Origin of the sequence: Ruminococcus callidus ATCC 27760, assembly GCF_000468015.1 — a bacterium.
Classification (GTDB): Bacteria; Bacillota; Clostridia; order Oscillospirales; family Ruminococcaceae; genus Ruminococcus_C; species Ruminococcus_C callidus.
The window spans coordinates 87,536-113,876 of the sequence record NZ_KI260389.1; the positions used below are offsets into that span (position 1 = coordinate 87,536).

Annotated in this window: 33 protein-coding genes; all 33 read right to left on the reverse strand. The window is 36.4% G+C overall.

Annotated elements, in window-relative coordinates:
* Positions 1–194 precede the first annotated feature (194 nt).
* The 33 genes from RUMCAL_RS06975 to RUMCAL_RS07130 all read right to left on the reverse strand — a co-directional run bounded on the left by RUMCAL_RS06975 (position 195) and on the right by RUMCAL_RS07130 (position 26,100).
* Positions 195–1,028, reverse strand: a complete 834-nt coding sequence (locus tag RUMCAL_RS06975; protein WP_021681960.1) for a hypothetical protein — start codon at positions 1,026–1,028, stop codon at positions 195–197.
* A 37-nt stretch (positions 1,029–1,065) separates the two neighbouring features.
* Complete coding sequence (locus RUMCAL_RS06980; protein WP_040647374.1) at positions 1,066–1,611, reverse strand: hypothetical protein; 546 nt, start codon at positions 1,609–1,611, stop codon at positions 1,066–1,068.
* Between the two features lie 16 nt (positions 1,612–1,627).
* On the reverse strand, positions 1,628–3,490 hold the full coding sequence (locus RUMCAL_RS06985; RefSeq protein WP_040647376.1) for a hypothetical protein: 1,863 nt from the start codon (positions 3,488–3,490) through the stop codon (positions 1,628–1,630).
* On the reverse strand, positions 3,468–3,701 hold the full coding sequence (locus tag RUMCAL_RS15470; RefSeq protein WP_156902468.1) for a hypothetical protein: 234 nt from the start codon (positions 3,699–3,701) through the stop codon (positions 3,468–3,470). Before RUMCAL_RS15470 ends, RUMCAL_RS06985 begins: the two co-directional genes overlap by 23 nt.
* Before the next feature lie 30 nt (positions 3,702–3,731).
* On the reverse strand, positions 3,732–4,319 hold the full coding sequence (locus tag RUMCAL_RS06990; RefSeq protein ID WP_156902470.1) for a hypothetical protein: 588 nt from the start codon (positions 4,317–4,319) through the stop codon (positions 3,732–3,734).
* A 39-nt stretch (positions 4,320–4,358) separates the two neighbouring features.
* Complete coding sequence (locus tag RUMCAL_RS06995; RefSeq protein WP_021681964.1) at positions 4,359–4,895, reverse strand: hypothetical protein; 537 nt, start codon at positions 4,893–4,895, stop codon at positions 4,359–4,361.
* Positions 4,896–4,910: 15 nt separating this feature from the next.
* Positions 4,911–5,204 (reverse strand): DUF4406 domain-containing protein, encoded by a 294-nt coding sequence (locus RUMCAL_RS07000; protein ID WP_021681965.1) that lies wholly within the window; start codon positions 5,202–5,204, stop codon positions 4,911–4,913.
* A gap of 13 nt (positions 5,205–5,217) precedes the next feature.
* Positions 5,218–5,460 (reverse strand): DUF6275 family protein, encoded by a 243-nt coding sequence (locus tag RUMCAL_RS16505; protein ID WP_021681966.1) that lies wholly within the window; start codon positions 5,458–5,460, stop codon positions 5,218–5,220.
* 2 nt (positions 5,461–5,462) lie between these two features.
* Positions 5,463–6,080, reverse strand: a complete 618-nt coding sequence (locus RUMCAL_RS07010; RefSeq protein ID WP_040647379.1) for a hypothetical protein — start codon at positions 6,078–6,080, stop codon at positions 5,463–5,465.
* The gene (locus RUMCAL_RS07015; RefSeq protein WP_156902472.1) at positions 6,073–6,408 is read right to left on the reverse strand and encodes a hypothetical protein; all 336 of its coding nucleotides are present in this window, start codon (positions 6,406–6,408) and stop codon (positions 6,073–6,075) included. The genes RUMCAL_RS07010 and RUMCAL_RS07015 overlap by 8 nt, the downstream gene beginning before the upstream one ends.
* Positions 6,398–7,879 (reverse strand): portal protein, encoded by a 1,482-nt coding sequence (locus RUMCAL_RS07020; RefSeq protein ID WP_040647381.1) that lies wholly within the window; start codon positions 7,877–7,879, stop codon positions 6,398–6,400. The genes RUMCAL_RS07015 and RUMCAL_RS07020 overlap by 11 nt, the downstream gene beginning before the upstream one ends.
* A 12-nt stretch (positions 7,880–7,891) precedes the next feature.
* Positions 7,892–9,460 (reverse strand): BRCT domain-containing protein, encoded by a 1,569-nt coding sequence (locus RUMCAL_RS07025; protein ID WP_040647383.1) that lies wholly within the window; start codon positions 9,458–9,460, stop codon positions 7,892–7,894.
* Between the two features lie 23 nt (positions 9,461–9,483).
* Positions 9,484–10,893 (reverse strand): hypothetical protein, encoded by a 1,410-nt coding sequence (locus tag RUMCAL_RS07030; RefSeq protein WP_021681971.1) that lies wholly within the window; start codon positions 10,891–10,893, stop codon positions 9,484–9,486.
* Between the two features lie 11 nt (positions 10,894–10,904).
* Entirely contained in the window at positions 10,905–11,978 is a 1,074-nt protein-coding gene (locus RUMCAL_RS14580; protein WP_084194372.1) for a GIY-YIG nuclease family protein, read from the reverse strand.
* Positions 11,979–11,998: 20 nt separating this feature from the next.
* On the reverse strand, positions 11,999–12,916 hold the full coding sequence (locus RUMCAL_RS07040; protein ID WP_021681974.1) for a Hint domain-containing protein: 918 nt from the start codon (positions 12,914–12,916) through the stop codon (positions 11,999–12,001).
* Positions 12,909–13,427 (reverse strand): hypothetical protein, encoded by a 519-nt coding sequence (locus RUMCAL_RS07045; protein ID WP_040647385.1) that lies wholly within the window; start codon positions 13,425–13,427, stop codon positions 12,909–12,911. Before RUMCAL_RS07045 ends, RUMCAL_RS07040 begins: the two co-directional genes overlap by 8 nt.
* Before the next feature lie 19 nt (positions 13,428–13,446).
* The gene (locus RUMCAL_RS07050) at positions 13,447–13,644 is read right to left on the reverse strand and encodes a hypothetical protein (protein ID WP_021681976.1); all 198 of its coding nucleotides are present in this window, start codon (positions 13,642–13,644) and stop codon (positions 13,447–13,449) included.
* Positions 13,641–13,949 (reverse strand): hypothetical protein, encoded by a 309-nt coding sequence (locus RUMCAL_RS07055; protein WP_040647387.1) that lies wholly within the window; start codon positions 13,947–13,949, stop codon positions 13,641–13,643. Before RUMCAL_RS07055 ends, RUMCAL_RS07050 begins: the two co-directional genes overlap by 4 nt.
* Positions 13,933–14,139 (reverse strand): hypothetical protein, encoded by a 207-nt coding sequence (locus RUMCAL_RS07060; RefSeq protein WP_021681978.1) that lies wholly within the window; start codon positions 14,137–14,139, stop codon positions 13,933–13,935. Before RUMCAL_RS07060 ends, RUMCAL_RS07055 begins: the two co-directional genes overlap by 17 nt.
* Entirely contained in the window at positions 14,132–14,452 is a 321-nt protein-coding gene (locus RUMCAL_RS07065) for a hypothetical protein (RefSeq protein ID WP_021681979.1), read from the reverse strand. The genes RUMCAL_RS07060 and RUMCAL_RS07065 overlap by 8 nt, the downstream gene beginning before the upstream one ends.
* Positions 14,445–15,152, reverse strand: a complete 708-nt coding sequence (locus RUMCAL_RS07070; protein ID WP_040647388.1) for a hypothetical protein — start codon at positions 15,150–15,152, stop codon at positions 14,445–14,447. The genes RUMCAL_RS07065 and RUMCAL_RS07070 overlap by 8 nt, the downstream gene beginning before the upstream one ends.
* Positions 15,149–15,547, reverse strand: coding sequence for a hypothetical protein (locus RUMCAL_RS07075; RefSeq protein ID WP_021681981.1), 399 nt, complete (start codon positions 15,545–15,547; stop codon positions 15,149–15,151). The genes RUMCAL_RS07070 and RUMCAL_RS07075 overlap by 4 nt, the downstream gene beginning before the upstream one ends.
* A complete protein-coding gene (locus RUMCAL_RS07080) occupies positions 15,537–15,833 on the reverse strand; it encodes a hypothetical protein (RefSeq protein WP_021681982.1) in 297 nt (98 codons plus the stop codon). The genes RUMCAL_RS07075 and RUMCAL_RS07080 overlap by 11 nt, the downstream gene beginning before the upstream one ends.
* An 85-nt stretch (positions 15,834–15,918) precedes the next feature.
* Positions 15,919–16,581, reverse strand: coding sequence for a DNA polymerase III, delta' subunit domain protein (locus tag RUMCAL_RS07085; protein WP_021681983.1), 663 nt, complete (start codon positions 16,579–16,581; stop codon positions 15,919–15,921).
* A 113-nt stretch (positions 16,582–16,694) separates the two neighbouring features.
* On the reverse strand, positions 16,695–17,825 hold the full coding sequence (locus tag RUMCAL_RS07090; RefSeq protein ID WP_021681984.1) for a DUF4317 family protein: 1,131 nt from the start codon (positions 17,823–17,825) through the stop codon (positions 16,695–16,697).
* A 1-nt stretch (position 17,826) separates the two neighbouring features.
* Entirely contained in the window at positions 17,827–18,741 is a 915-nt protein-coding gene (locus tag RUMCAL_RS07095; RefSeq protein ID WP_021681985.1) for a hypothetical protein, read from the reverse strand.
* A complete protein-coding gene (locus RUMCAL_RS07100; protein ID WP_040647391.1) occupies positions 18,741–19,244 on the reverse strand; it encodes a hypothetical protein in 504 nt (167 codons plus the stop codon). Before RUMCAL_RS07100 ends, RUMCAL_RS07095 begins: the two co-directional genes overlap by 1 nt.
* Entirely contained in the window at positions 19,210–20,403 is a 1,194-nt protein-coding gene (locus tag RUMCAL_RS07105) for a P-loop NTPase family protein (protein ID WP_040647393.1), read from the reverse strand. The genes RUMCAL_RS07100 and RUMCAL_RS07105 overlap by 35 nt, the downstream gene beginning before the upstream one ends.
* A gap of 5 nt (positions 20,404–20,408) precedes the next feature.
* Positions 20,409–20,948: a hypothetical protein gene (locus RUMCAL_RS07110; protein WP_021681988.1), complete on the reverse strand. Its 540-nt coding sequence runs from the start codon at positions 20,946–20,948 to the stop codon at positions 20,409–20,411.
* Entirely contained in the window at positions 20,945–21,976 is a 1,032-nt protein-coding gene (gene dnaX, locus RUMCAL_RS14585) for a DNA polymerase III subunit gamma/tau (RefSeq protein WP_169725996.1), read from the reverse strand. Before dnaX ends, RUMCAL_RS07110 begins: the two co-directional genes overlap by 4 nt.
* A 4-nt stretch (positions 21,977–21,980) precedes the next feature.
* Positions 21,981–22,754, reverse strand: a complete 774-nt coding sequence (locus tag RUMCAL_RS07120) for a hypothetical protein (protein ID WP_021681990.1) — start codon at positions 22,752–22,754, stop codon at positions 21,981–21,983.
* Positions 22,754–23,857, reverse strand: coding sequence for a hypothetical protein (locus RUMCAL_RS07125; RefSeq protein ID WP_021681991.1), 1,104 nt, complete (start codon positions 23,855–23,857; stop codon positions 22,754–22,756). Before RUMCAL_RS07125 ends, RUMCAL_RS07120 begins: the two co-directional genes overlap by 1 nt.
* A gap of 20 nt (positions 23,858–23,877) precedes the next feature.
* Entirely contained in the window at positions 23,878–26,100 is a 2,223-nt protein-coding gene (locus RUMCAL_RS07130) for a DNA polymerase (protein ID WP_278245039.1), read from the reverse strand.
* Positions 26,101–26,341 lie beyond the last annotated feature (241 nt).

The following is a 26,341-nucleotide window of genomic DNA, read 5'->3' on the forward strand; positions in this document are numbered from 1 at the left end:
TATGCATAAAACAAGGGATAAGATTCCTTAACCTTATCCCTTATTTCAATTATTTCTTTTTCAAAGCAGCCTCTCTAGATTTCAATTCAGCAGTAAAGGAATCTACATACTTTTTCCGAATAAAAATCGGTTGCTGCATAAGCCATTCTGTTGACACAGCACCTTCAGATGCTCGTGCAATAAAAATTGTTTCATCAATTATGTTTTCGTATAGTTGCTGTCGCACTTCTTGATATGTTTTTATTTTTCCCTGCACTTCGATCGTGTTTCCATTGCCGGAGATCTCCCAGGGACGGGCGAAAAAACTTATCATTAACCAATGCAACAAATGAAGCGTCATTACTATGACATTTCGGACACTGTGCTGTGCCACCATTACGCAATCCAAAATCAGACAGCTCTGAAATACGATCTCGCAGTATGATATAATCAGCTGCACTCAAATCATTCTTAATTTTATATTTGATTTCAATCGGAGTTAAATTAGACTTTCCGCCAATTGACGTAACCATATAGCAGATTCTTGCAAGATCACTGTCAAGATTACCGTCAGGTGTTTGAAATGCCTTATCGTTTCTACAATTGATAATCTGCTGAATTGTAGGCAGTGCTAAATGTACATCACCGCTGAAATCCAAAAATTCATCTTTTGAAACCACGATGTCATTTGAAAAATCATCAGGAATAGGAATGCAATTGATAGTTTTCAAATTTACTCGAAATTCTCCGTATGAAACCTTTCCACATGAACGACAGTACACAGCATTAGTTGTGTAGTATGGTCCATAATTCAAAATTCTAAGGCATCTACAAATCCAATAGTAATCTACTTCCAAAAGATTATGGAAATTTACATTTTCGTCTACTGCCTCTGGAAGAATGCTATCCAGCATGGTACCTACAAAATCTTCACTACCAACATACTCCAATTCAGATGCTGTTGGAATGCTTTTTAATGTCAGTGTACCCGGAATATCAGTATATAAATTCTTACCAATCAGTTCGATCTTTTCTGAAATCATTGCCATGTGAAACACTCCTCAAAGGTTTTAAGGTGAATTAAAATCAGCGAATATCTTCTGGCTTCAAGTAAATTGCACGAGAAATGACAAACGGAACTTTTACCTTAACAATATCGCCGCCTGTCTGATTGCCACTACCATTATCAAGTGCACCGATCCATGTTCCAGGACATTTAATAACATCTCTTGCACGACCTTGTCCGTCATACTTAATGAAGTATACTTGTTTCATGTACTCGGATGGTAATCCCATTTTTTCTGTGTCAGGATTATAAACTTGTCTACGCCATGCACGTAAAGCATCAAGTACATTTGGTTCACAATAACAGTTTAATGTCCAGTCAACATCAGCAAATGTGACCTTAGAAGGGAACTTGATAACACCATTTCCATAATGGACAACGATGCTATCTTGTTGCTCCTGAACAGAACCGACTTCGTCAGTAGATAATGTCAACAGATCTGCATTTTCGGTTGGAGCTGATCCGTCCATATTATAGATACGCACTTCAAAATTGTTTTGAAGAATTGGAACATAGGCATCGACACCGAGCATATGGTTTGTACCCATGTATAAAGGTGTAAACATACCACATCACCACCAATCAAGACTTATATTGATTTAAATCGCTTCCAGGAGGAAGTGCAATTAGATCAACCTTAATGTCATTCACTACACCATTGACTACAAGATAGATTTTACCAATTACAGTATTGGCGTTTACTTGATCCAGGCCGTTAATATCAGCAGCCATAGTTACATAGTAATCTTCGATAGCACCCACATTCTTCATAGTATCCAATGTTGGTGTTACCCCAGCATAGAATTTGTCATAAGCTTGCTGATTATTATATTGGAACGTAATTGCAATACCGCACTTATACACAACATCCTCTACAGCATTTACCAAAAATCTTGTAGATAGATTTGCAAGTGCCTGGTATGTAGCAGGTAGCACATCATATAATGTCGAGTTGCCCCACACGTTCAAACCAAGTTCTGGTATCTCAGTAATTGCATTCAGGCTAACCCCATCAAGCTTTTGCCAGATGTCAAGAAAATGCTTAGATACCTTGTAATTCATCTTACCAACGGTAAGATTGTGCTTACGATTTGTAGGCAATGCCCATTCGTACTGTAAGGATTGATTTAAAATCATTGCTCTTTGTAGCATTAATGCAAGGAATGACGGAGATGCAGTAAAAGCTTTTGATGCTCCTACATACTTGTAAGATCCCCATGGTGCAAACAATGCAGAATGCGACGCATATAAAGCCGCATTTGCATCTGTAGTAAGTACATCGGTTCCTACTTTAGAAAGCATCTGAGCATATCCAAGCTTTTTGGAATCATCATTTGACACATACTGTCTTGATTCTGACTTCGGAATATCAATAAATCCTGTAGCACAACGACTTGTAAACGCAGTTTCCATTATCTTTTTATGTAATGGAGAAACCTCAGTAAGCTGAACAGATTCGGATGAATTTGTAAGTTCACAAATATTCTGATCGTCCCAACCAGGGCTGATAATGCGATTTGGATTGTAGTTTAGTTTATCCTGTAGCAGATCATATACAGTATACGCTGCATTATATATCCATTCTTTGTATTTCTGAGTATTTGCCACTAATGAATCAGTTGGTGCTGTGTCAAATGCGGAAATATACTTACAACTGGATGTTTCTGTATAACCCGCAGATTTATATCTTGTTTCAGCAAGTGTTTTTGCTGATTCCCATGCTGTAGAAGCAGTTGAATCAGATGTCATAGTGTCAGAACCACCGGATAGCTGCTGAACTACAGTTGTAGAACCATTGGAATCAAAAGCATGGGTGTCAACTGAAATATCTGTACTAATGTCAATAAAATCTGATTCGACTTCACTAACATGAGGGATAATATCCGTTGCAGCGTTTGCATCGAATACAAAAATCAAATTTTCAACAGCTGTAGTAACACCAGATGCGTCTACTACATATGTAATTAGATTCCAGTATTTCCCGTTAGATGCTTTAGTAAGTGATATCTTTAATCTGTTACCAAAAGTACCAGGATATTTTGCTGTAAATGTAATGTGTGGCTTTGTGCCGGATGGGGCATAAGCATCTACTGTTTTGGATGCCTTTGCACCAGGACAAACGCGACAAACAAGAACATCATAGCCAGCAGTAAGTAGGGTTACTGCCATTTGATAACTATAGTCCTTTGCTAATCTGTAATTCGATGCAGGTCCACGATACGTAGATGTAAATGCTTCTAGTCCGGATTGCGTTGCTGTAAAATGCTGGAATGATGTCTGCTCTAAAACATCATCAACTGTACCATTATCGCCTACAATGGACTCCGGATCACCATAGCATGGTCCCCACATGGCAGTAATCGGCATCGCTACAGTTGCATAAGATGTAGTACCGATATTATACGAATAGTTTTGAGAAATCTCATTTATTACAATCTGTGCCACTGGTTAACTCATCCCCTTTTTGTGCTTTTTCTTTTTGTACGACTTGCTTTTTCGCAGTAGCCTGTTTCTTTGCATTAGATGTCTCGTCTGCACAGGAAACTGCGATAAAATCTGGATTTGTTATATAACCAGATACTTCATGAGATGAACCTGGCTTGAATGTTACACCATAAAAAGTTTTTGTAGTGCGAGATAGGTTTTTGTAGATCACAATATCACCTCACATGACGATATATAAGGTTTACGATTTATCGATTAGTTCGGCATTTACAGAATGTGTAACTCGTTTTAATTTCACAGGAGTATAGCTTACAAGCACGCACCCTTCACACTGCAATGGTAGTATCGTTTGATACAATTTACCACTTTCCAGATAGTCAAAACTTCCAGAAGAATGCTGAATCTCAGAATTAGTGTCAATTGTTACACCAAATCGAATCTTACGTTTACAGTAGTACGGCAACTGTATAGTCAAATAATACATATTCATGTATTTGAACATCAGTTCCTTTAATAACTCATCTCTGTCTGCTGTGTTTGTAGTCAACAGAGTTAAACCATAAGATAGCTTAACTGGTATTGCTTTCTCATAGTATAAATTATTAGTTTCAGTATCTAAAACTGAAGATACCCCAAAATGTGCTCGTGTAAAATTCATTCGATCTGCGTCAATGGATGTATTATCATCTCGATCTAGTGCTACAATTGGAAATGATACACTGTCATCTTGAATTTGTGCAGCTAGTCCTATAATCTGTTCTGGAGAAATCACTTTAACAACTGGATTTTCTACATGATTTGGGTTAAAGCTACGCATCAAATCGTCCACAATTGCATTATCATATAGGTATAGCACAAATTCACCACCTTATCTATCACCTGGCAACTCTGATACATAAGTTCCTCGATAATCTATCGGATCTTGTAGGAAATAATTTGATTTATCAAATGTCTTTGCAATTTCTTTTCTGGTACGTCCTACAGTCTGTTTATCATATACAGGAATTACTTGTGCAATCATATGATCCGGTGCTTGTATATCACATGTCAACTCTGTAACACGGAATGTTCGATCTGGCATACCAGTATACTGACCGGATATATGAAATAAGCAGTCTTTTTGCAAGTTTTGTAAATTAAAGCTGCAATGTACCAAAAATGGCAAGTCCTTATCATTTTCAACTACCCATCCGAGTCGTTTATATGTTTTGACCTTTGGATTTCCGTCAAAAAATATCTGTGTGTGAATCATTTCTGAATAGCTATCTATAACAGACTCACCTTGTGCATTGGAATCTGCAAATAAAGGATATTGATATTTACATTGGATTCCTTGTAAGATTAGAGCTTCGTCATAGCGATCACGCATCAGCTGTATGTCAGGACCTATAAGATTATTTTGCATAGTACATCACCAGAATTATAAAATTTTGATACCATAGGCTTCAGCACAATCATGCTCAATTTTACATCCCCTATAATCCTGCCATCCGTCAGCGAAATATACTACATCAGCAGTGGACAAAAGTTCTAATGACTTGCCAAGGAACCACAATGGCTTTGCGTCATGTGGTGCAGCTTTAAAGAAACTGTCAATGACTTCTACATCTTCATTCAAATAATGCATTGCAGTCTGAATTGCAGTACGTCGTTCTGCAATGATCTGTTCGTCGGATTTACCACGCATCGGCTGTGAAATGAATAGCTTTTTCATAATTTAACTCCTATCACTCTGTAATCACTTTGTTCTCAAACTTCTTGTAAGCGTCAAGGTACCACTCGTGCTTGTCACCATTATATGTCAGTTCATAGTACATACCATCGAACAATGTGGTAGACAACAGATACTTCCAATTCTGAAGTGCTTTGCATTTCCATACTGTATACACTCCAAAATCAATGTTACCATCTGTTACATCTAAATGACTCTTAACATATTCAGTTACAATTGCAATTGCTTTGTTATCCACAATTATTCACCATCCATATTATCTTTTAGAATATCATCGATTGACGCTACATAATCTAACCAACCCCAAGACCATTTATTTGTATCAGAAATTCTTGATAAAATAATTGTACTTCCAGTTTCAAGACTTACACGAAACTCTTTGTATGATGGAGAGTACAAGTTATCTATCCATTTCGGATTCTTGTCAACATTAAATGCCACAATATGAGATTTTGAGATTTTTATGCTGTTCTCAAAACTTGGAACTGATATTACGCGAATCTTATCAAATCCAAATGCTTGTACAGATTTCAGATAATCTAACTGATCTTGTGGTAAATGTGCTTTAGGATTGAATGTGATAAGAAATCCATACTTGCTCAATATCGAAAGAATCGTATCTGTTGATAGTTCATAAGCAATCTGACTTCCAAGTTTAGATACAAGACTGCCACGCGCATTCAAAATGCACGAGAATAGGATTCCAAAATCTGCATGACATATCTGAATACGAAGTCCTACAAGACGACTATCCTGAATAAAATCAGATACAAATATTCGTAAATCACGGCTATTATTGGATTGGCATCCAGATAATTGGTGCCAATCTGAAATATTATATCGTAAAGGCTCAGACATCAGAATCACCATCTTCTGCAACGTAGTATTTTAGCTCTGTCTGAAATGCAATTAGATCATCTGAGTTTACATTCGGATAATTTGCAAAATACCGTCCAATCATATCAAGCTTTAACTGGAAGTACAACATTCTCAGTTGTAAATCAGAAATTTCAGGATGCTTTTCAGCGAAAATAAAATATCGTGTAATTACACTACTGAACGCTTTTACAGTTTCTGGTGTAACTGATGTCAAATCAGATCTGCACAATGTTCTGAAATTTGTGCTATTGTACAACTTCAAATCATGGAAAAATAGATTTGATATAGATGCTTGATTAGAGTTCACTTGTATCATCTCCTTCTTCCAAATTTAACCGCCAACTATTAGCGTCTGATCCCATTTGAGGAAATCCCTCTGTGAGGATCTCAGATAGTCCTTCTCTGTATGCATCTGATTTTGTAACACCTAAATTCTTTAGAACATTTACAAATGTATCCGCTTGACTCAGTGCAGAATCACGTCTGTCAAACTGAATTGTAGATTGGGTTGTAATGATCGGATTCATGTGTAGCTCAAAGTTATCAGCATATGCACTCATATTATTTAACTTGAAATATGTATTCAATGCACTCGTCCACCCTGCTTTGTATGCGGTCTCTATTCTTGTCAGAATATTAGCGTATAGAGCAGAACGCTGTGACATAACAGAACCAGCACCGCCTAAACCCTCATTAGATGAAAAGTTCATTGCTTCTTTTGGCACACCGAGAACAGATAGTTTCTTGTTTTGATAATATTCCAACAAGTTATTATCAGCCTCTGTAAAGTCAGCCATGTTCAAATCTGTTATAGATACAATATCTTGACCTTTACGTTTTGGAAGGTAAATTAAATTATTCGGGCTTTGTGGATTTACAAAGCTTTGAACGTCTCCAGTAGACGTATTGATAGACAGATTTTGCTCAATCGCATCTTTAATTTGTTGCAAATATGCGGTAACAGCCTCTTCGTCATTTGAATCACCGCAGTCTACATTTACAAAACGCACTACACGACTCAAAGATGAAAGTAGTGTTGCATCCTCTAACAAATTTAATGTCTGTGTAGGTGAAATTGCATTGCTCATAAGCGGTTCAGCAAACATGATATCCCATGTCTTTACAGATCCATCAGCTTGTTTGGTGTCAATTGTGTAGTCACCTAAGATTCCACCCAAAGAGAAGTGTAGGATCGATGATTCAGGATAGCGAATGTGTCCGCTAAAATCATCATCTGGTGCGTACATATAACCGCATGGTTGTCCCTGATACCACAAATGCAGAACATCTTCTGGAGGTATTTTATATGATGGAATAATATCGAAATCTCTGTTTGGAATAGTATTATTGTCTAAGGCTATACCAATCTGTTTTGTAGAATAAGTGGACTCCTTATACATATCTGTTGTTGGTATATATAAGTTACCAATAGTTGCAAGTTCTAAAATATGGTCTCTTGCGTAAGAATTGATATTCCATTTCTTGAAAAGACCATTTATGATATCAGCTAACTGTTTGTTATCAGATGTAGCCCATAAAATTTGCCCAGATGTATTCGTTGTAGTAGCATCTGTAGCATAATAGGACAATGCTGTCGCAATTTGAGAATCCCTTGCAAGACCTCGCATTGTATCAATTTTAGATTTAATATCGGTTATGCTAGTATTACCTCTTGTATCAGTCGTCCGAAATACAGACCCGGTAACAATAGATCTTATATAAGAAACAGCATCATGCTTAGTTATGCTCTTATTTAGTTTATCAAGTAATCTACTCACGGTATCACCCCATTATGACATTACAGATTGCAAATCTGTATCTATTTCATATTCAGCAAAGAATGAGGTTTCGTCAAATATAGGAATATTATAGGATCTAGCACTTGATACAACTTTGCTATCAATATTCTCTCGAACAGATCCGGTAATTACACAATCTACGTCAGATGTAAAGTGTGTGGTGACGTGTGCAGCATAACTACTTAGAATGGCTGATACATCTGTGATACTACCATGCACAAAATCGCCTGTCAGACAAATTGTTTTACCTCGGAAAATAGGTGCTCCATTGAATCGCTTGTCCTGGTTATGAAAAATAATTTGTACACTCGTGACAACAGTGGTAAGATCAGATAGATTACAAGGATCATGGAACCACATTATCAATTTATTTAAATCCGGATGCTTTATACCTAGATCAGATGTTATACAATCTGTATTCTGGGCATAATAGAGGAATGTTTTAATATTGTTATTGCAAGCGTTTGCAAACAATGTAAACACATCATCATTTGTAATGAGCTTTACAGGAATAAATGCTCGTAAAATGCATGCAAGTGTGGTCTCTACCCTTTTATTTGCATAAGTATCCAAGAGAAATAAATCTGGAATACAAGTTAAGGTGTGACTTTTTATCAAAGCAAAAATCGTTGTACTCTTAGGAACATCCATCCGGAGAACTGAAAGAAAGTGTGTGACTTTGCTCAGTAGTTTAGACGTGCAATGCGGATCAGAGCATTGTACATATCCACTAGATGGTACCGAAAAAGTTTTTCCACAAAATGAGCAAGTTAGCATATTGCTTCTTTTTTCAGCCTTCCATCTACCAATATACTTTGAATGTACTGGCTGATTATCAGAATCCAATACCAATAAGGAGTTTGTACCAATGCTCCATCGTACAATGTCGGAATAATCGTATGCTATCGGGACATTATTATCAGTATTATATACTCTTACTTTAATGTACCCATTATCATCCACATATTTTTCGATATGATCCACAGTGAATTGTTTCAATTGTAAAGACTCATATAAAATATCTGATCCTCTAAAAATAATACAGTCAGATATAATCGGATCATTGAATGGAAATCTATCGCTATTAATCCACTTTGTGAATGCATCATCTGATACATTTGCAGGTGCAACCCATGCTGGCAACAAATGAAAATTATCTATCATTAATGTAGAACGCATTTGATTTGCACCCTTTAATGGTACAATTGTACTTTCGGCAGTAGCAGCGAAAAAGTTAAACTTGTCTGGGTATTTCAAATATGAATCAACAAGTGAATCATACACAGCCTGTGGAAGATCCCCAGATGCAGAAAACTGAGTTCCAGTATATAAAACACCTGTTACCCATGTTTTTCCAGATGTAATATGAATCTTCCCTGGAACAGTATTGCTAGCAAGTAAAGGCATCATCAGTTTTGATGTAACATCTTGCTTATCTAAATTAAAGCCCTTATATACACGAGCTAGATTTCCGGATGTATTATACTCTAGTGTCAAATGTAAGCCGACTGGAACAGCTAATACATAATCTCCAGGTTTGAGAAGGTTTCTCTTATACATAGTCATTCACCTTTCAGAAAATATTATCTTTTATACATGCTTGCAAGCGTACTCATTACCGAGTTGCCGTAATGATTAGATCGGTTAGATTTATTTACACCAAGAATTGCTGGTCCAATAGATTGAATAGGAATAGATGTTCCTGGATTCTGCAAGATAGCATCCCAAATGCACCCAGCAAAGGAATCGGCCAGATCCTTCCCCCCACCAACCGGGTGGTCCACCTTCCCTGTAACACTATCCCTTTGTAGATGTACAAGTTCATCTTGTAATAATGTACTATCTAGCATATCGACTCTTTGATCTATCAAAATATCTCGAAGTGCTATATAACCGTCTGGTGTTCTATCTAATGATATTTTTGGCGAATCAAATCCCTCTTGTTCTAATTGCTGGCCTATGTATTCACTCTGAAACTGGTCACGAGATACAATAGGAATATCGTAGCCACGATCTCTAAGCCAACATATAAAAGCAAGTATCTTACTATATGGAATTTTATCTCCTCTTGGTGCCTCAATAGCGACAGAGAACATATGTGTTAAAAATGGGAGTGATACTCTACTACCGTCTTTGCCAGTAACATCTTTTCTGTTTGTAATACCACATCCAGATATACCTGTTCTATCTCCATTTAATGATAAGTCAAGATGAATATAGATAGATGTATGCTTGAATTCTGGGAGAACAGCATCCTCATGAAAAAATTCTTCGATGGTATAAGCATCATGTACACCAATTTGAAGAATATCATTATAAAATGGATTTCTTCGATTCTTATTTATACACAAGGTTAAAGATTCCTGTGTAATAAAGGACAATGCTCCAACGTTTGCAATACCAGCTAAATCTCGTAGTGCAATTTCAAAATCTGCTAGAAAATCAGATCTCATATCAACAGGTGGTGTTAAAATGGTATACCCTTGTTGCTTTAAATCATCTAATGCTTCTGGAAAGCATTGATTGTCTGGTATAACAAATCCTCGATGATGCCTATCCCCTACAGCAATGTAGAATTTTTCTTTTGAGAATGTTTCTGGTGGCAATACTTCCCACTGTGGAGCGTCAGTTATCATCATATGATCTCCTGCCCCAGCAGCTAACTGCTCTTGTACATAGGACTCCATGAAGTCGCTATCACTACGTTTGGAACTGACAGCAAACAGTTTTCCGAAAACTTCACCGCCATGTTTGAACGTGCCTTTCACACGAGCTGATATCGTATTATAGGTCTCTCGCATGTGTGCTTTTGCTTTGTTTACATCCTTTACGCCAGCCTGTGAGAAGTTTATTTCATCCATTACAGCACAATTATGAGAAATATAATTTGAATTCCCATGAATAATAAAATTATGATATGGTATAGCATTTATCACATCGTATACTGGAACTGGTGTGTCATACTGAATTTTCTCAACTTTAGTAACCCTCATAAGATACACCCCTAACTAATCGGTGTTCGCTGTATGCTGGACGTTAGGGATTCATATCTCTTTACAGACTTACCAGATGCGATGTTTATAACAGAAGATAATGATATACTTGGATATCCATTATGCTGTAAATAAATCATCAATTCCTTACATGAATAACATTGAAAGTCACCATATGTATATACATATTTACGATGCGATTCCGATATTGTTCTAGTTGTCTGGAAATCCTTTCCTTTCTTCCACCAATTACTCAAATATAAATCTAATTCATCTTCTCGAATTTTCTTAGTAACCCCATCTTTATTGATATAAAGATTTTTTGCATTAAGTCTACCGTAGCAAAATCCTGAAATTAGATACTTTTGAACATCCTTAGTTTCGATCAAGCGTTCTACTACACCGTTATTCATCCATATCGGTTTATAGCCTAATTTGTATTTCAGCTTTTGGGCAATACTAATCCTATGTCGAGATTCATCTGAGCGCTTAATTCCAGTCAAATTTGCAGAGTACTCTGCAATTCTAGAATCAACATCCTTTGTCAATCCCTTATTCCATGGAGTTTTACCAATCAATTTAAATCGATGCGATTCAGATAGTGATTTCCCATGCAGTTTACTTGGATGGCTAAGCTTTACGCCACGTTTTGAATTGCTAATTTTAAGTTTTGTAGCAGCAGACACAGTATGTCCTGTTAGTCCAGCTACTAATTTTTTTCGTATTTCTGGTGTACTCCACATCTTTTTTGCATTGTCTCGAAGTTTATCAATTACGACCTGATTGAACTTTTGTGTATGATAATCTCCACCAGTAGTATTGTTATAGCCGTACATAGGATCATTTGATTTATATTCAGAAATAAGCCGTCGTTCTTCTAATTGTGCATCATGCAATGTAAGATCTGACATTAAAATATCATGTTGTATATTATCCCATCCATATTTCTGTATTGCAGACCAAAAATGATGATTATTTTTATATCCTGCACCATTAGATCTCCAGCGACATTCTGGATGTTCCATTCCTGTAATACCAATATAAACTTTTCCATTTGGTGTCGTATGCCTGTAAACATAATACAAAATAATCACGTCCTATTTTATCATACTGTCAGCAAGTCATCATTTTCGGATATATCTTGAAGTCGTTTATAGGTTCCATCTGACATCATAATGCGATGATCTGGAGTCCCCTCAATAATAGATCCATCTTCTAATGTAAGACGTATAGTGCTCGACGCATATCTAGTTTTTTTCACAAGTGCTTTAGATTCAAAAATATCACCATGATCTGAGTATTGCAATATACTATGCATTGAACCTTCTAAATCTTTTAGTTGATATATACCATCCGACGTATATATTTCGGTTGTACCGACTAGACAAAAAACCTGCTGACCAAGTGCATGTGACGCATCAGAGCCATAATCGATTACAATTTTTCCACCCTCTGGGATATAGTAGAAATCTCTATCACTTCTTGAAAATGTACCATGAGCGTTAAACCATGGACTGGCTTTCAACGTATCGTTGAACTCACGGAATGCTACACCCTTTGCAAGATCCTTTGTAATGTTAAAAAACAGAATCGAAAATTTAGAAATATCTTTCTTACCAAAGAATTTTTGTGGATCTCTCAAACACATTAATCGATATAGCATGTATGCTGTACCTGTAATCGCTGTGGAGGATTTACCGATACGAGTAGCACCAGTTAAAACCCATTCGTGATACTTGTTTCCAGCGTCAAACATCCGCCGAAGTTCTTTTCTCCAAAATGGATATACTGCTTTACCGCATCTATTGGTTTTTCCGAGATATGTTTCGGATTCTATAAAAGTATCAATTGTAACAGGAATCTCTTTGAAATCCTCTAACCAAATTTGCTCATATGTTGGAGAATGTCCTGTATCAGATATTTCCTCCAATATTTTACGCAAATATGATTTTTCCTCTGGTGTGGAACTAGAGTATATTCCACGAATACGATCTAAAATATCATTACAAGCGACATCATCCATCGGAATCACCGCCTGCATCTAGATTCTTTAATTCTAGCATGAGCGATTGTGCCTTTGAACGGACGCTGTCTCGCTCTTCTGGACTCAGCAAACTATCAGATTTTGCAGTATCTGCATCATCTGGAGTAAGTTCTACTACAGTAAATTCTTTAATATCAAGATATGGCTGTAGCAACTTATGAGATTCAATCATACTTTTCTGTAGTTTCTCTTGTATATTTAGAAGCATCATCCACGTTGTAGGATCAGAACTAGATGCAGAGTCAATTGCAGAATCAATGCAACTATATAATTTATCCTCTAACTTGTCCATAAGTTCTGTGTATCGAATGATTCTCATAAGCTGGTGATATACACGCATAGCGGTTATATTTTGAAGTGCTTGTCTAGTAGATCCGCCATTGGCATCTGTGCATGCCAATAAGGATGTACGCATTTTGCACACATCCTCTTTCTGTCGTTGATACAGCGGATTCAGAACAGTATTGCCATCAACGGTTTTGATGCTCAATGTATTCACCACCAGTCAGTTACTGAAGTTCAAACAAAATAACACTTAAATTTGCAATAGATTCCCGTGCAAGAATATCACCAGATTTTGCACTATCACCAAGTGCATAGATAGCAGCAGTAATAGAATCTGTTGCATCAGTGTATTTGCCTGAGTTTTTAGTAGATTTTGACGCTGAAATAGTCTGCTTCTTTGTCTTTTTCACCTTAATACTCATGCTACAACTACCACCTTTCTGAAAGTTTTCAGATCTGCATATATAGAATCAGTATCATTTAAAAGATTCTCATATTTTGTAAAGCTTTTTTGAAACTCATCGTCATCGTGATACACATCTGTTGATCCAACCAGAGATTTCAACTTTATAAAATCACTAGCAAGTACATCAAGATTAGGAAATCTCTTATAGGTTTCAATCTCTAAATCTGCAAGAGCTTCAACTGTTTGAAAATCCCAAATATAATTACGCATGCAAGCATATATGTTCACATAACTGTTTTGTAATTTAGATGCAGGGATCAATTTCACCACCACCAAAAACCATTCTATTTACAAGTTGTATCATAGAATTGGTTGTAAGATTATTAACTGTTTGAAGTCGATGTAATTCTAAATCTATATCGCTGTCTTGCACATCTGACATATACTTAGAATAATAATCGTAAAATGGAATCGCATCGGACTTCGTCATTTCAGATATTGTTTCAAGCATCGTATACTTCCTTTATTTTTGCAACGGTACTGTGTATAGAATCCGGTATTTCAGATTCCTGGATTCTATTTGATATATAACAATCATAAAAATACTGTAATGCTAAAATACTGTTTGATAATTGTGCTATGGTAGGAATCTTAATAATTTCTCCACCTGCATATTTTGATAAAGTTATCAGACTTTCTGCCCCAATAATTGAAAATAACTCTGGCAGCCATGCAAATTCTGGAATGTTTTCAAGTGGAGGAAGCAAACCTAGTAAGTAATGAAAATCGATATCTTCTACAAGTGGAAGTGATTTATCAGTCATTCTGTACACCATCCACAGAATTATTTGTATCTGTAGTTGTTAAGTCAAATACAATAGCATTATCTGTTCTTGCAAGTCGATTAAATACCAAGTAGTAATAGTTAGCTGCATTTAGAACATCGATGACATTTGGCATCATAGAATTTAGATTTACATCATCATTATAATAAATCCATAGTTCTTCTGACTTTATAGAAATTCGTGCTACACCAGATGTTTCGGATCGTGCATTGAGTGTACCCTTCAATTCACCAACAAGACTGCTGTACAAGTTTTGAGTCACAATAAGTGGATTCTGTAATGTAGTATTTGCAGTTACAGATTTTTGAGATGTAATAGAACTTGAATCTATAGATGAATCTTCTACAGCAGTATCAGGTGCAGTGTCAGAATCATCTTCAGAATCTGGATTCAACTCACTATCTAAATCTGAGATTTTAGAACTTAAATTAGATTTTTTAGATACAGGTCTAATAGGAGATGGATTTGTAGATTCAGGTTTGTCACGATTTACAGCATTGTCAGAACTTGTGTCATATGATTCAGATGGTTCACAATCGTCCATAGGCTTGTATTCATCATCCAAATACTCTTCAAGCTGCTTAACAAGCTCAGCGTTTTCAAATGCACCTAATGCTGCAAGCACTTTTTCTTGGTGCTTGCTAGATTTGAACATTTTTGAAGCATAAATAGATATCACGAAATCACCTCATCTCGTGTCATATACATATATGGCTTGTCTGGATTGTCATCTTGCACCACATATGAAAAATAGAAAGATATATAGTCGTCCAGATCAATATCTACGAAACGAAATCTGAAAATGTGATATCCAACGTCAAGATTCAGCATAGATGACTCTAAACGAATCCAAGGACGATGGTTTTCTCGAAACAGTTTTGTAGAAAAGTCTATATTCTTTGGACCAGATGCATAATTGAAATCAATAACCTCAAATAGTGATAGTTGATTACATGTATCATCTGGAAGTTTCAGCCATATATAAAATTCAATCCCGTTTTTATTGATTACAGTGGTATTAGATAATGCGTCATAGTACGGATATAAATCAAAACGGTTATACTCATGATTCATGTGCATCACCACTATACGCCGAAATTACATAAAAATTCTGAATCTGATTACCATATGCGTCTAGCTTGTGCTTTACAGTATAGCCTAATGATTCTAGCTTTGTAATTAAAGCATCTGTGAGCGGTTGATTCCAATCTGCTACAATATTTCCATCGTCGCTTGTATTTGCTGCATAGTTTATCGCTCGTGCAACAGCACATTCTAAACGAGAATCTACAGATTCTTTTGCAGATTTCAATGCCTCAGATGCAGATAACAGTGTACTTAAATCTTTTGGTGCAATCATAGTTGTCCCTCCTCGAAAGAATTAATACATCTATGCTATATAAGGTTACGAAAAAAGTGAGTATCCAAACGGATACCCACAATGGTTAAATCATAGAAATATCAAACAAAAATTTTGCAAGTATAACATGCGAAGGGATTTTTCCAGATGCTAAATCTCGTATGCAGTTGTACCCAATCCGTTTTATTGTTGGATTTGATACCGTAGTTACGATATAGTTTAGCAGAAAATCAATCGGTATCTGAGTCCCATCCGGAAACTTTTGCATCTTCCACATCTTAGTAGATACAGAATCACTAGAATACATACAATTCATAATGTCTGAAAAATGATCTAGTTGAACTTGTGTAAATTTCGACGCTATATCAACATCACGAAAGTCATGCAAGCACCCTCGAATTGATGAACAACTACGAATGTCAAAGTCTATACTATCTGCATAAATCTTGACATCATTTGTTGTTGGTGCTGTACACTCTGTGACCATACATCTGCTTATGATAGTTGGTAGTACATTTGATACATTTTTACAAGTCACTATGATATATACATTTTTAGGAGGTTCCTCTAACAGCTTCAAAACCGCATTTGAAACACCTATCACTCCAGCATCTATGTTCTCAAAACATATAGTAATACTAGTTGCTAGTTGTCTGCAATAATCTACAGTTTCCTTTACCTCAGACATTTTAGGTTGAACTACCTTGAAATCGTCTGTGTGAATCATATTAGAATATTGCTTTGCCATATAGGTCTTTCCGCAGCTATATGGGCTGCATATCAAAATGCTGTGAATGTTAGAATCTGCATAAGTTTGCAATTGGCTCAGTACAGCAGATTGGCAGGATAGTACCATAGTTATCACCTGATATCTACAACTTGACCGTTGACATTGATTTCTGCACCATCAACATCGATCAAAATATATTTTCTACCGTCTTTGTGATATGTATGAAGCGTATCGCAATTACCCATGCTCAATGCAATATCAGCTCTACCTGTCTTAATTGCAAGTTTCTTGTCTGTAAGATTTGACACTAAAATATTGTCAGATACGCAATAACATTCAAATAATTCATCCACATGGTCAATAATAGTCTGTGGCATATTTAATTCTGATAAAATAGACTTCATTGTAAACGCGTCAAGCACAAATGGGGATGAATCATGTTCATGCTCAGCTGCAAGAACATTAATACGATTTACAACATCAAGCCATACAGAATAAGTCAAATGCTCATCAAGTATATTATCAAGCATTTCGCTGAAAATAGATCTCTGCATCACATATGGGATTCCGCACTTACAATGCAATACTTGACTTACAAGATTCGTATTGATCTCAGATGGCTTACTTGTCATATAGATAATATGATTTACGTCTGCGCTTCGATCTGTAAACACAGGATACATGAAACCGTCTGTAGGTGTCTGAGATACAATTCTGTCATAAGCATTTTTCTTTTCAATTGTGTTATCAGACTCATTATAAATCAGACCATCTTCTCGAAGTTCTACGGGACAAAATGCAGTAACAATAAAATTGAAATCTGAATAATCTGATTCGTTTTCGGTATCATCTTTATGCTTATGGAACACTGTGTATGTACAATGACCAATCAGAACTGCATAAGTTGACATCAGCATACCGTTTTCTGCTACGTTTGAAAGAAACTCAGATACAGCGTCTGTATCCAGCAGTTTAGTGTTTACAAGTGACCGAATGTTGGTTACAACAGGATCAGAATCTTTTACAGGATCTAAAAATGGATACTCATGCAGATTCTTACCAATGGACCCTCTGATTGATCTCTTCAATGCCTTAATGATACAGGAGTACTCCGGTTCAGATAGTGTATATGCACTTTTGGTATTCACGCACCGAACTGCATGCTCGCTATCGATAAACGCCGTAGTCACAGTATTTAATGTAAACAGGTCATCATCTTCAGAGAAATGTCTCCGAATTTCGCTTAAAGTTTTCTTATTCATATTATACCTCGCAAGAAAATAAATTGGAATCTGGAATGTGTTCAAACTGTGTCAACACTATCAAATACACAAGTGTATCATATACATTGATATTGTCAGTCCGCAAATCAGATAATTTGTAGTACACGCTAGTAAACATATTATATATGTCTAGATCAGTCCAACGGTCAACATATTTTCGATAAGGTGATTTATAGAACTTGTTTTTATGAAGTTTGTCCAATTCAAGCATTGTACTCAGCATCATATAAAACACCTGATTCAAGTCACCCGGATATGTATCAATTAGCTGCATGATGTATCGAAAGTTTCGAGATGCAATTGCAGTACGAAGCTCTAAGTCATCTGTTTCATTTTGACAATGAAAAATTTGCTGAATATTATCACTATCAAACTGTGATATCATAGAACATTTTGATATACATGCACATACATGATATGCAGTACTATAATCATATGTATATGTAGCAACTATCTGCAAAATTGATTCTGGTAAATCTGGATAATCTGACAAAATGTACTTATACACAAGATTTTTGTTTACACGATTGATTTCAACTGCAAAGTCAGAAAGATATTTCATACACTTTGCAGTCGCTTTGTCACTTTGATATATACATACAAGCGTACCATTGATACTTACATTCGATAGTTCAGCTATAGAATCATCATTCAGTGAATTCAAAAAACCATCATCATATCGAACAATATACAGTTTCTGAGGTTCTGGTAAGAGCGATTTAGTCTTAGAACGTTTGATTACGTCCTCGACAGTATCACACTCTATAGAAACTTTATATATTGACTTCAATATACGAATATATTTATGCTTGATTCCATAGTCATCGCCGCAGAAGATATAGATCTTTCCAGGATTTTTTGATAGTATTTGCTTTCCTGCATCCTGAATCAGCATTACAGATCACCATCCAAAATACCTTTAAATGTCGGAAGTGACACAATCATAACCGGATATGATACATCTGGAAAGTCTGAAACAATAATAGCATATGAATAATGCAATGTGTCCTTCATATACTTGTGTTTAATGACAATTCCAGATTTATTGCACTTAATATCTGGGTTATGAACACACTCCAATGTAAGTATATTCACGCATCGTTTTGGCAGCATACACCATGTATTTTCAATTTTCTGGGTTCCATTATCGGCAAATAAAATGGGGCAACGCATTTCAGATTCAGCCTCATGTTGAATCTTATTCCAAACGCGGCTGTAAAATTTGATGTCATTCACAGTCTTTGTATGCGTTTTGCACTCACCTAAATGGCAGTCAGACCGAATATCGCCTGGATGAAAATCTCTGGCACCGCTACCAGGTACAACATCCCATCCTAAATATTCGGCGATCATATGCTCCTGTTTACAGCTGTAGTGTTTGGTTGGATTCTGATCCATTTTCATCCTCCGTTCCTGCATCTGTAGTGATTCCATTGATGTCATCTGTAATGAACTTCTTTAATCGCTCGTAGTATTCAGTATTGGTTGCCAGATACTCATACACCTTAGATAATCCATTCAGCTTAATCGGTTTACCATCAGCAGTTTCTAGCACCTCTCCAGTGTATGGATCACAAATTGTGAACCATGCACCCGCTTTATGGATAACTCCATACCGCTTAATTGCAAGTGAAGCATAGTCGAAGTCTGGCCGAATACCAGACTGGCACATCAAAAAGTAACTTCCCTGCTTTCGGTCATAAGGTGCAGTTTTCTGCTTAACAATTTTAGCATTGATAATATATCCTGCTGGATTCTCAGTTTTTGTAGGAAGTTCATTTCCAAGAAAATCGACAGGAGCTCCGATTCGGAACTGAACTCGCAGACCAGCGTAAAATTTTGCGGCTTTACCACCAGGTGTATTCGCTACATATGGATTATCAAGGTTATCTCGAGTTTGATTAATTGTAAGCAGTGTACAATGATATCTTGATAGTTTAGGAACAATTTTTCTAAAGAATATGGTTAGTAATCCGGCCAAAGGAGCTACAGTTCGCTCTCCATATTTCTTTTCAAGTTCTTTTCCTGTAACCAAAGATGGAATAGAATCCAGTACAAGAAGTCCAATTTCACCAGTACAAATCAAATCCTCTATAGTTTGAAGTATATCCTCTGCCGGAACATCAGGTGGTTGCATAAGTTTGATATCAGTATGTGCAATACCTAATTTTTCAGACCAATCAAGATCAAACGTATGCTCTAAATCAATATATGTCACTTTTTTAGGTCCAACACATTCAAAATCTTCCAATTCAGAGCGAGCAGACTTATCTCCAGATGTAATTCTAGAACTTAATAGCTCAATATGCTCCATATATTCTTGTTTGAATATCTCAATTGCATTTTTGCAAATATCAACAGCAGTGGTAGTTTTTCCACCACTAAATTCACCAAAAAACTCAGTAATTTTATCACGAGGAATACCACCATATGTACACCAGTTCATTAATGGTGATGAAAACGGTAATTTTTCACCATGTGTAATGTTAGCAGTATTCATCAAGTCACTACAATTCCACTCTTTTTTCTTTTTGTTGATAATGTCATCAAATGTCATGAAAATCACCCCTTGATATAGGACTTTACATTATAGTCTGGAAGATCTGACACTTCACTTATTGGATTCACTTGTTCTGTCTTTCGTCTTGCATCCCAAATCTTCTTTGAACTCATAATCAACTCACGACAGAATGAAATTTCATTCTCTACTCGTGTAATCACAGAATCAAATGCAGTTACAAGCAACTTATCAGGAATCATTTGTAACTCTGCGTCAGATTTTCGTTTTGGTGCAGTAGTTTCAGATGATGATTTTATCAAATCCGATTCTTTTTGCTTATTTCTAAGCTTTACAACCTCATAACTGAGCCGAAACTGATTCAAAACCTCTGAAACATCAAACAGTTTCATTGGTAAATCAATTAAAATCTGGCTAAGTTCATCGTCTGTAATCGGATGTGTTTTTGATTGCACACGTTCAAATAAAACTCGTGCATTTAAAAAATATTCAGCGAATTTCTCATCATAAATCTCACTACACCATGACACAACTGATTCAATATCCTTAGTGTTCTCAGACATCACAGAATTTAAATCAATCATCCACTCGCCTTCTTCCTTGGTGGCATACAGAGAAATGTTAATGCAATTTCCTGCTGATATGAAGTAGTTCTAAGTTCTCGAAGCATCTTAATAAGGATGTTTGAGAGCTTCAAACATACTGATGCATGAGCAGTTGTATACAAAGATATTTTATCAGCATAGTGAGATGGTATCATCGTAGCATCAATATCTTGCATGAACACATATTTTACAATGTTCATAACAAATGAATGAAATGATTCAAACCACTTTACAAAATTCTTGCCGCTATTATAGACATGATTAATCATTGATGTTATCTTTGCATTATCATGCTTTGTAATAGCGCTCAGCAAGGCAAAATAATCATCATAGTCTGGAAGCCCTAAAGCAATAGACAAAGATTCTGATGTAATATTATTGCTGTAAGTCAATGCTTTATCAAGGAGCGTAAGTGCGTCTCGCATACCACCATTTGCAAGTTTTGCAATATAGGAAATTGCATCCTCTGTATATGTGATATTAGAAGAATCTGAATTTTCTCTGGAGATAACATATTCAAGACGATCCTTAATTTCAGTTACGCTTAATTTTGATAGCTGAAATGTCTGAACTCGTGACAATATAGTTTCCGGAATTTTTTCCGGATTTGTTGTACAAAAAATAAAAATGCTCATGGCTGGTACATCCTCAATGGTTTTGAGAAGTGCTTGCCAACTTGAATTTGTCAATGAATGGCATTCATCTATAATGAACACCTTGTACTTTTGCCCTACTGGGTACAACTTTGCTTGTTGAATAAGGTCTCGAATGATATCAACACCATTATTTGACGCAGCATCCAGTTCAATGACATTACCATCTTCGCCATTCAATGATGATGCGATAATACGAGCCATAGTAGTTTTACCTGTACCAGCAGGACCTATCAACAGAAAGTTTCTGTTTGATAATTCATGACAGCATATGTTTCTTAGCATATCCACAACAAATGGCTGTGCTACAACATCATCCCATGATGTAGGTCTATATTTATTTGCTAATGACAAAGTATCACCCCCACTCTGTGCATTTCTTTTGATACTCGCAATTTCTACACATATAATCAGCATGCGGTAGTTTCTCTGGAGCTAGATTGTGGTCAACCATCTCCATGATATAATCAAATTTGTTTTTCACATGTATCATATCATCAATGCTGAAATGTTCTTCGTAGCATTTCATACCACCATATTGTCTATCTTCATAAAGCATTAAGACATCTGGAAGTTGTAGTAATGTACTATAGCACATCACCTGATCCATATGCACTGATTTTGGATCTGTCAATTCTTCCCAACTATTATACTCTGAAGTTTTGATCTCCAGAAGATATAGTTTGTTGTTCCACCGAACAATACCATCACACGCAAATTTAATCGGTGGATATTGAATAGATATTCTAGATTCAAATCCAGCTTTTTGAATGGTGTAGTCATATGGATAATCTGGAATGCCAGAAAGATATGTTTCTACATCAATCCAGTCTTGTCCAAGCATTTTAGATAACTTTGATTGAATTGCAGTATGTCTAGCAGTTCCAACCTCTGCTGTGTGCTGTAGGCTTAAATCTGGAACCTGAACAACATCAGGAGTTGTTCCACGCAACCGAAACCAATTCTTCCTAGCACATCGAAAGCTGGACGGTGCAAATGTCCTCGATTTAGGTCTATTAAGACTGCTCTGTACAGTGTCATGCAGATACATCTCGTAAGCATCCAAAAAGTTGCTGCTATTGGCAGAATTAAATCGGACAACCGCCGCCATGTTAGCGGTCTTAAAGCCCATCACTCACACGCTCCAAGAACAACTGTGAGATAATCACACTCGCAGGTAATTCCAACAATTTCATCTCCATTATATGTAGGTCGGATTGTAACATCATCACTTGGAAGGTGAGATACCACTTTACCAAACAAGTCTGGATTAAACTTCAGTGTGTATGAATTCACTGGACCATTTACAACAGGAATCTTACATTCCATAGTAGGTGTCTTAAAATCGATGTACTCCCCAGTGAAATCACAATTGATTGTGTAACCTCTTGGAGCAAGCATCGATGCCTGAGACATTGCCTTTTTCAAATCAGCAGTTTTTGCAAGCATGCTTGTATCATTATTAGACTGCATCAAACCAATAATCATATCAGCATTATAGCTGCCAACTTCGTCGGATTCATAAATTGGTGCAAAACTTGCAAGGCATTCATACGCATCTGTAATAGATGCCACTACAAATTTGTCATCACGCTTTACAAGTACACCAGATGTAATGCTAGCCAGAACATTTACAACTGTATCCTGAATCATACATGTTTCTTCAATTCCAGAAATGGAACTGTGTGTAAGCAGACTGTTATCCATATCGCAAACAAGTGCATCACCATCAGAAGAAACATAAACAAGTGTATAAAGTACATTACTGGACGCGTCAGACTTCACATACAACTGACTAGATTTGATTGCTTTCCAGTCAGAAACATCAATAGTAATTGCCTTATCAAGTTCTGCACTTGTAATCTCTGAAATAACATTCGGAATGAAATCCATCGTAGATGCTGCCTTTTGAAGCATATACTTAGAACTGCCGCTATGCAGAATAAGGCAGTCTCCTGTGAATTCAAACACAACTCGATCTGAACCAGAAAGTGTTCCTACAAGCTTTTTGAATAAAGCTGCATCCACATATACAGATGAATCAGCACCATCGCCAGATCCCTTAAAATTGATGCTGGTAGACACAAATTCACCATCGTGATGAATTGTCAGTGTTGTATTGGACGCTGAAATGTATACAACACTGCTTTTCGGATAGTATCTTGTGATATTGGCATCTACAATTGCCAGATTTACACCACTAATCAGCGGCTTTGTACTTACGGAAAACTTCATGATAAAACAAACCTCCTAAGTTATACATGTTTTTCGCCGGGTGCATATCCAGTATGCACTTTTGTATGGATGTGTTCTAGGAACTCACCCTCTGTAATATTATAACGATTGCAATAGTCTAACATATCGGATTCTACGGTGTCACTCCATACACCATTTACACCAAGGGCTTCATCACCTTCAGGCTTTCCCCCATCTGCTGTTTTATACACAGGAAGATCATACCCAACTTCAAATAGATGATACTGAATCCAGGCGATTTCATCCTTCTCTGTAGGGTGTACAGTGAATGGCTGTTTATAGCGACATGGATATTCCAGACCATACCAGCGATATGTTGTTGTGACATCACATTTGATGGAAAATGGTAGGAAATTTGCAGCAGAGCACATAGAACTACTCAAAATCTCTCCGCCCTCTTTCCACTTGTCGATAGGAACTTCTGCAATCAGCTCATCATGAACTGGAACAAGGACTCTACCACCAATCTTATTCCATTCTGGATTATTCTCTACTTTTAGCATAGCTAATTTTGTTAAATCAGCAGCACTTCCTTGAATAATTGAGTTTCCTGTGATATACACACTACCATTTCGTCGAGCAATCCAAGTACCATTTCCAGTTGTAACGCACCAAACGGTATCAACCACTGATGCAGATTTATGATCTGGATATATATGAGCTCGTTTACGTTTATTTATATAAACAAGATAATACGGATTTTTTGTATTTATATACCCTGATGGATTAGAAACATTCCCATAGTGAATAGATGATTCAGTAGGATCGATTTTATACATATGAGATACATGACCCCCAATCACACACAAATACTGAAATATATCAGCTTTTTCAGCAGAATTGCAAGTATAGCAAGTTTGACTACCACTCGTCCAACCATCACCCTGAATCATAGCACTAATTAAAATATTTGCTTGCCGTTCAGATAAACTTGAAACAAACTCATATTTCAATGTTCGGTTTTCTAGCAAATTTAAAACATCCAGTGTCACATCACATTTATACAAATATATATCATGATAAGTGTTATTTCTAACATTATCAGTATACTTGATACCTAAACGGTGCAACACAGAAATCATATCTTGATAAACACCTGCACCTTTAGCACGTTTAGTGTCTTGATACAATCTTACACAATAATGCTTAGATGAAATGGTCCCATCAGTTGCAATCCAGCCAATCAATTTTATAAAATCATCGCTATATGATGATTCTGGAATATTGTTATCGCTCATCCGCAATATAGGTGGATCAACCCATTTAATATTCATGATGTGTTCTGTAGTAACAAACTTTGCCCCCTTATTCCCAGCTTGACAAACCCATCTGTGATTTGGAGTGGAAACCGCAGAGAATGCGTTTGACTTAAACTCAAATACTTCATGTTCACCGGGGTAAATATGCACTGCTTGTACTTTATCATGTGTGATGCAATTCAGATTCATAGAATAACTCAAAATAGAATCTCCTACAGAAACTTGATTGTATCGTTTCCAACCGGAAGTTGTCAGTATCTCTGTCTCAGTATCAACACAGTTTACACACTGTCTCGATCCATCAGCAATTTTGCGGTTATTATTAATAACCTTGATATGATCTTCTTCGGCAAGTGCTCTGATACGTTTTGCAACTTGTCCAAAATACTTATAAGACTTTAATTCACGATATAATGCGACTTTTACTCTATCTGGAATGTCATCTGTTACATCCAAAGTAGACGCATCAAGTGGATCAATGTCCGGATTCACATAACCCTTCAAAGGTTTAAATTCAAATTCTGGAAGTTGCATTTCTGGAATATGCCGCCTTCTTCCAAGGATGGTTTCAACATACCCCTTTTCTTTTGCGCATCTCTGTGCATTAATCATCAGTTTCCGGAGTGCAGGAAACGCATTCAGAACTGAGTCGTACACATACTGTGCTTGTTTTAATTTCTTCTCATCAGACCAATCCATATGACTATATAGCTGGTCTGCAATCGTGTTAATAGAACGTCCATATAAAATTCCAAGTACCACACTTTTAGATTCTGAACGTCTTGCTTTTCCTTCTGGTTGATAAGCTCCGGTAGTAGGATTGAATTCAAGGCAATCTTCATAGCTCATATTAAATGCGATAGACGCAATGAAACTATAAATATCCTTGTTCTCCTGAAAAGACCGGATCATATTTTCGTCCTGACTGACAAATGCGGTCAATTTTGGTTCTTGCTGCTTTATCGGTTATGCGTTCGCTAAACGCTTCCCTTATTACTAAGGGTGTCGGATCAACTCTTAAATGTGCATAGCTGTTACCACATATACACAAATCTCTGAATTTCCATTTAATAGATTTACAATAGGGTAATATCACCTAAACACTAACTCGCCTGAGCTGTACTCTACTAACTTGGTTATCTCAACTGACCTATGATTGAAAACTCATATTTATGTATTTCTACAAATGTCAATTTCTAGCTTT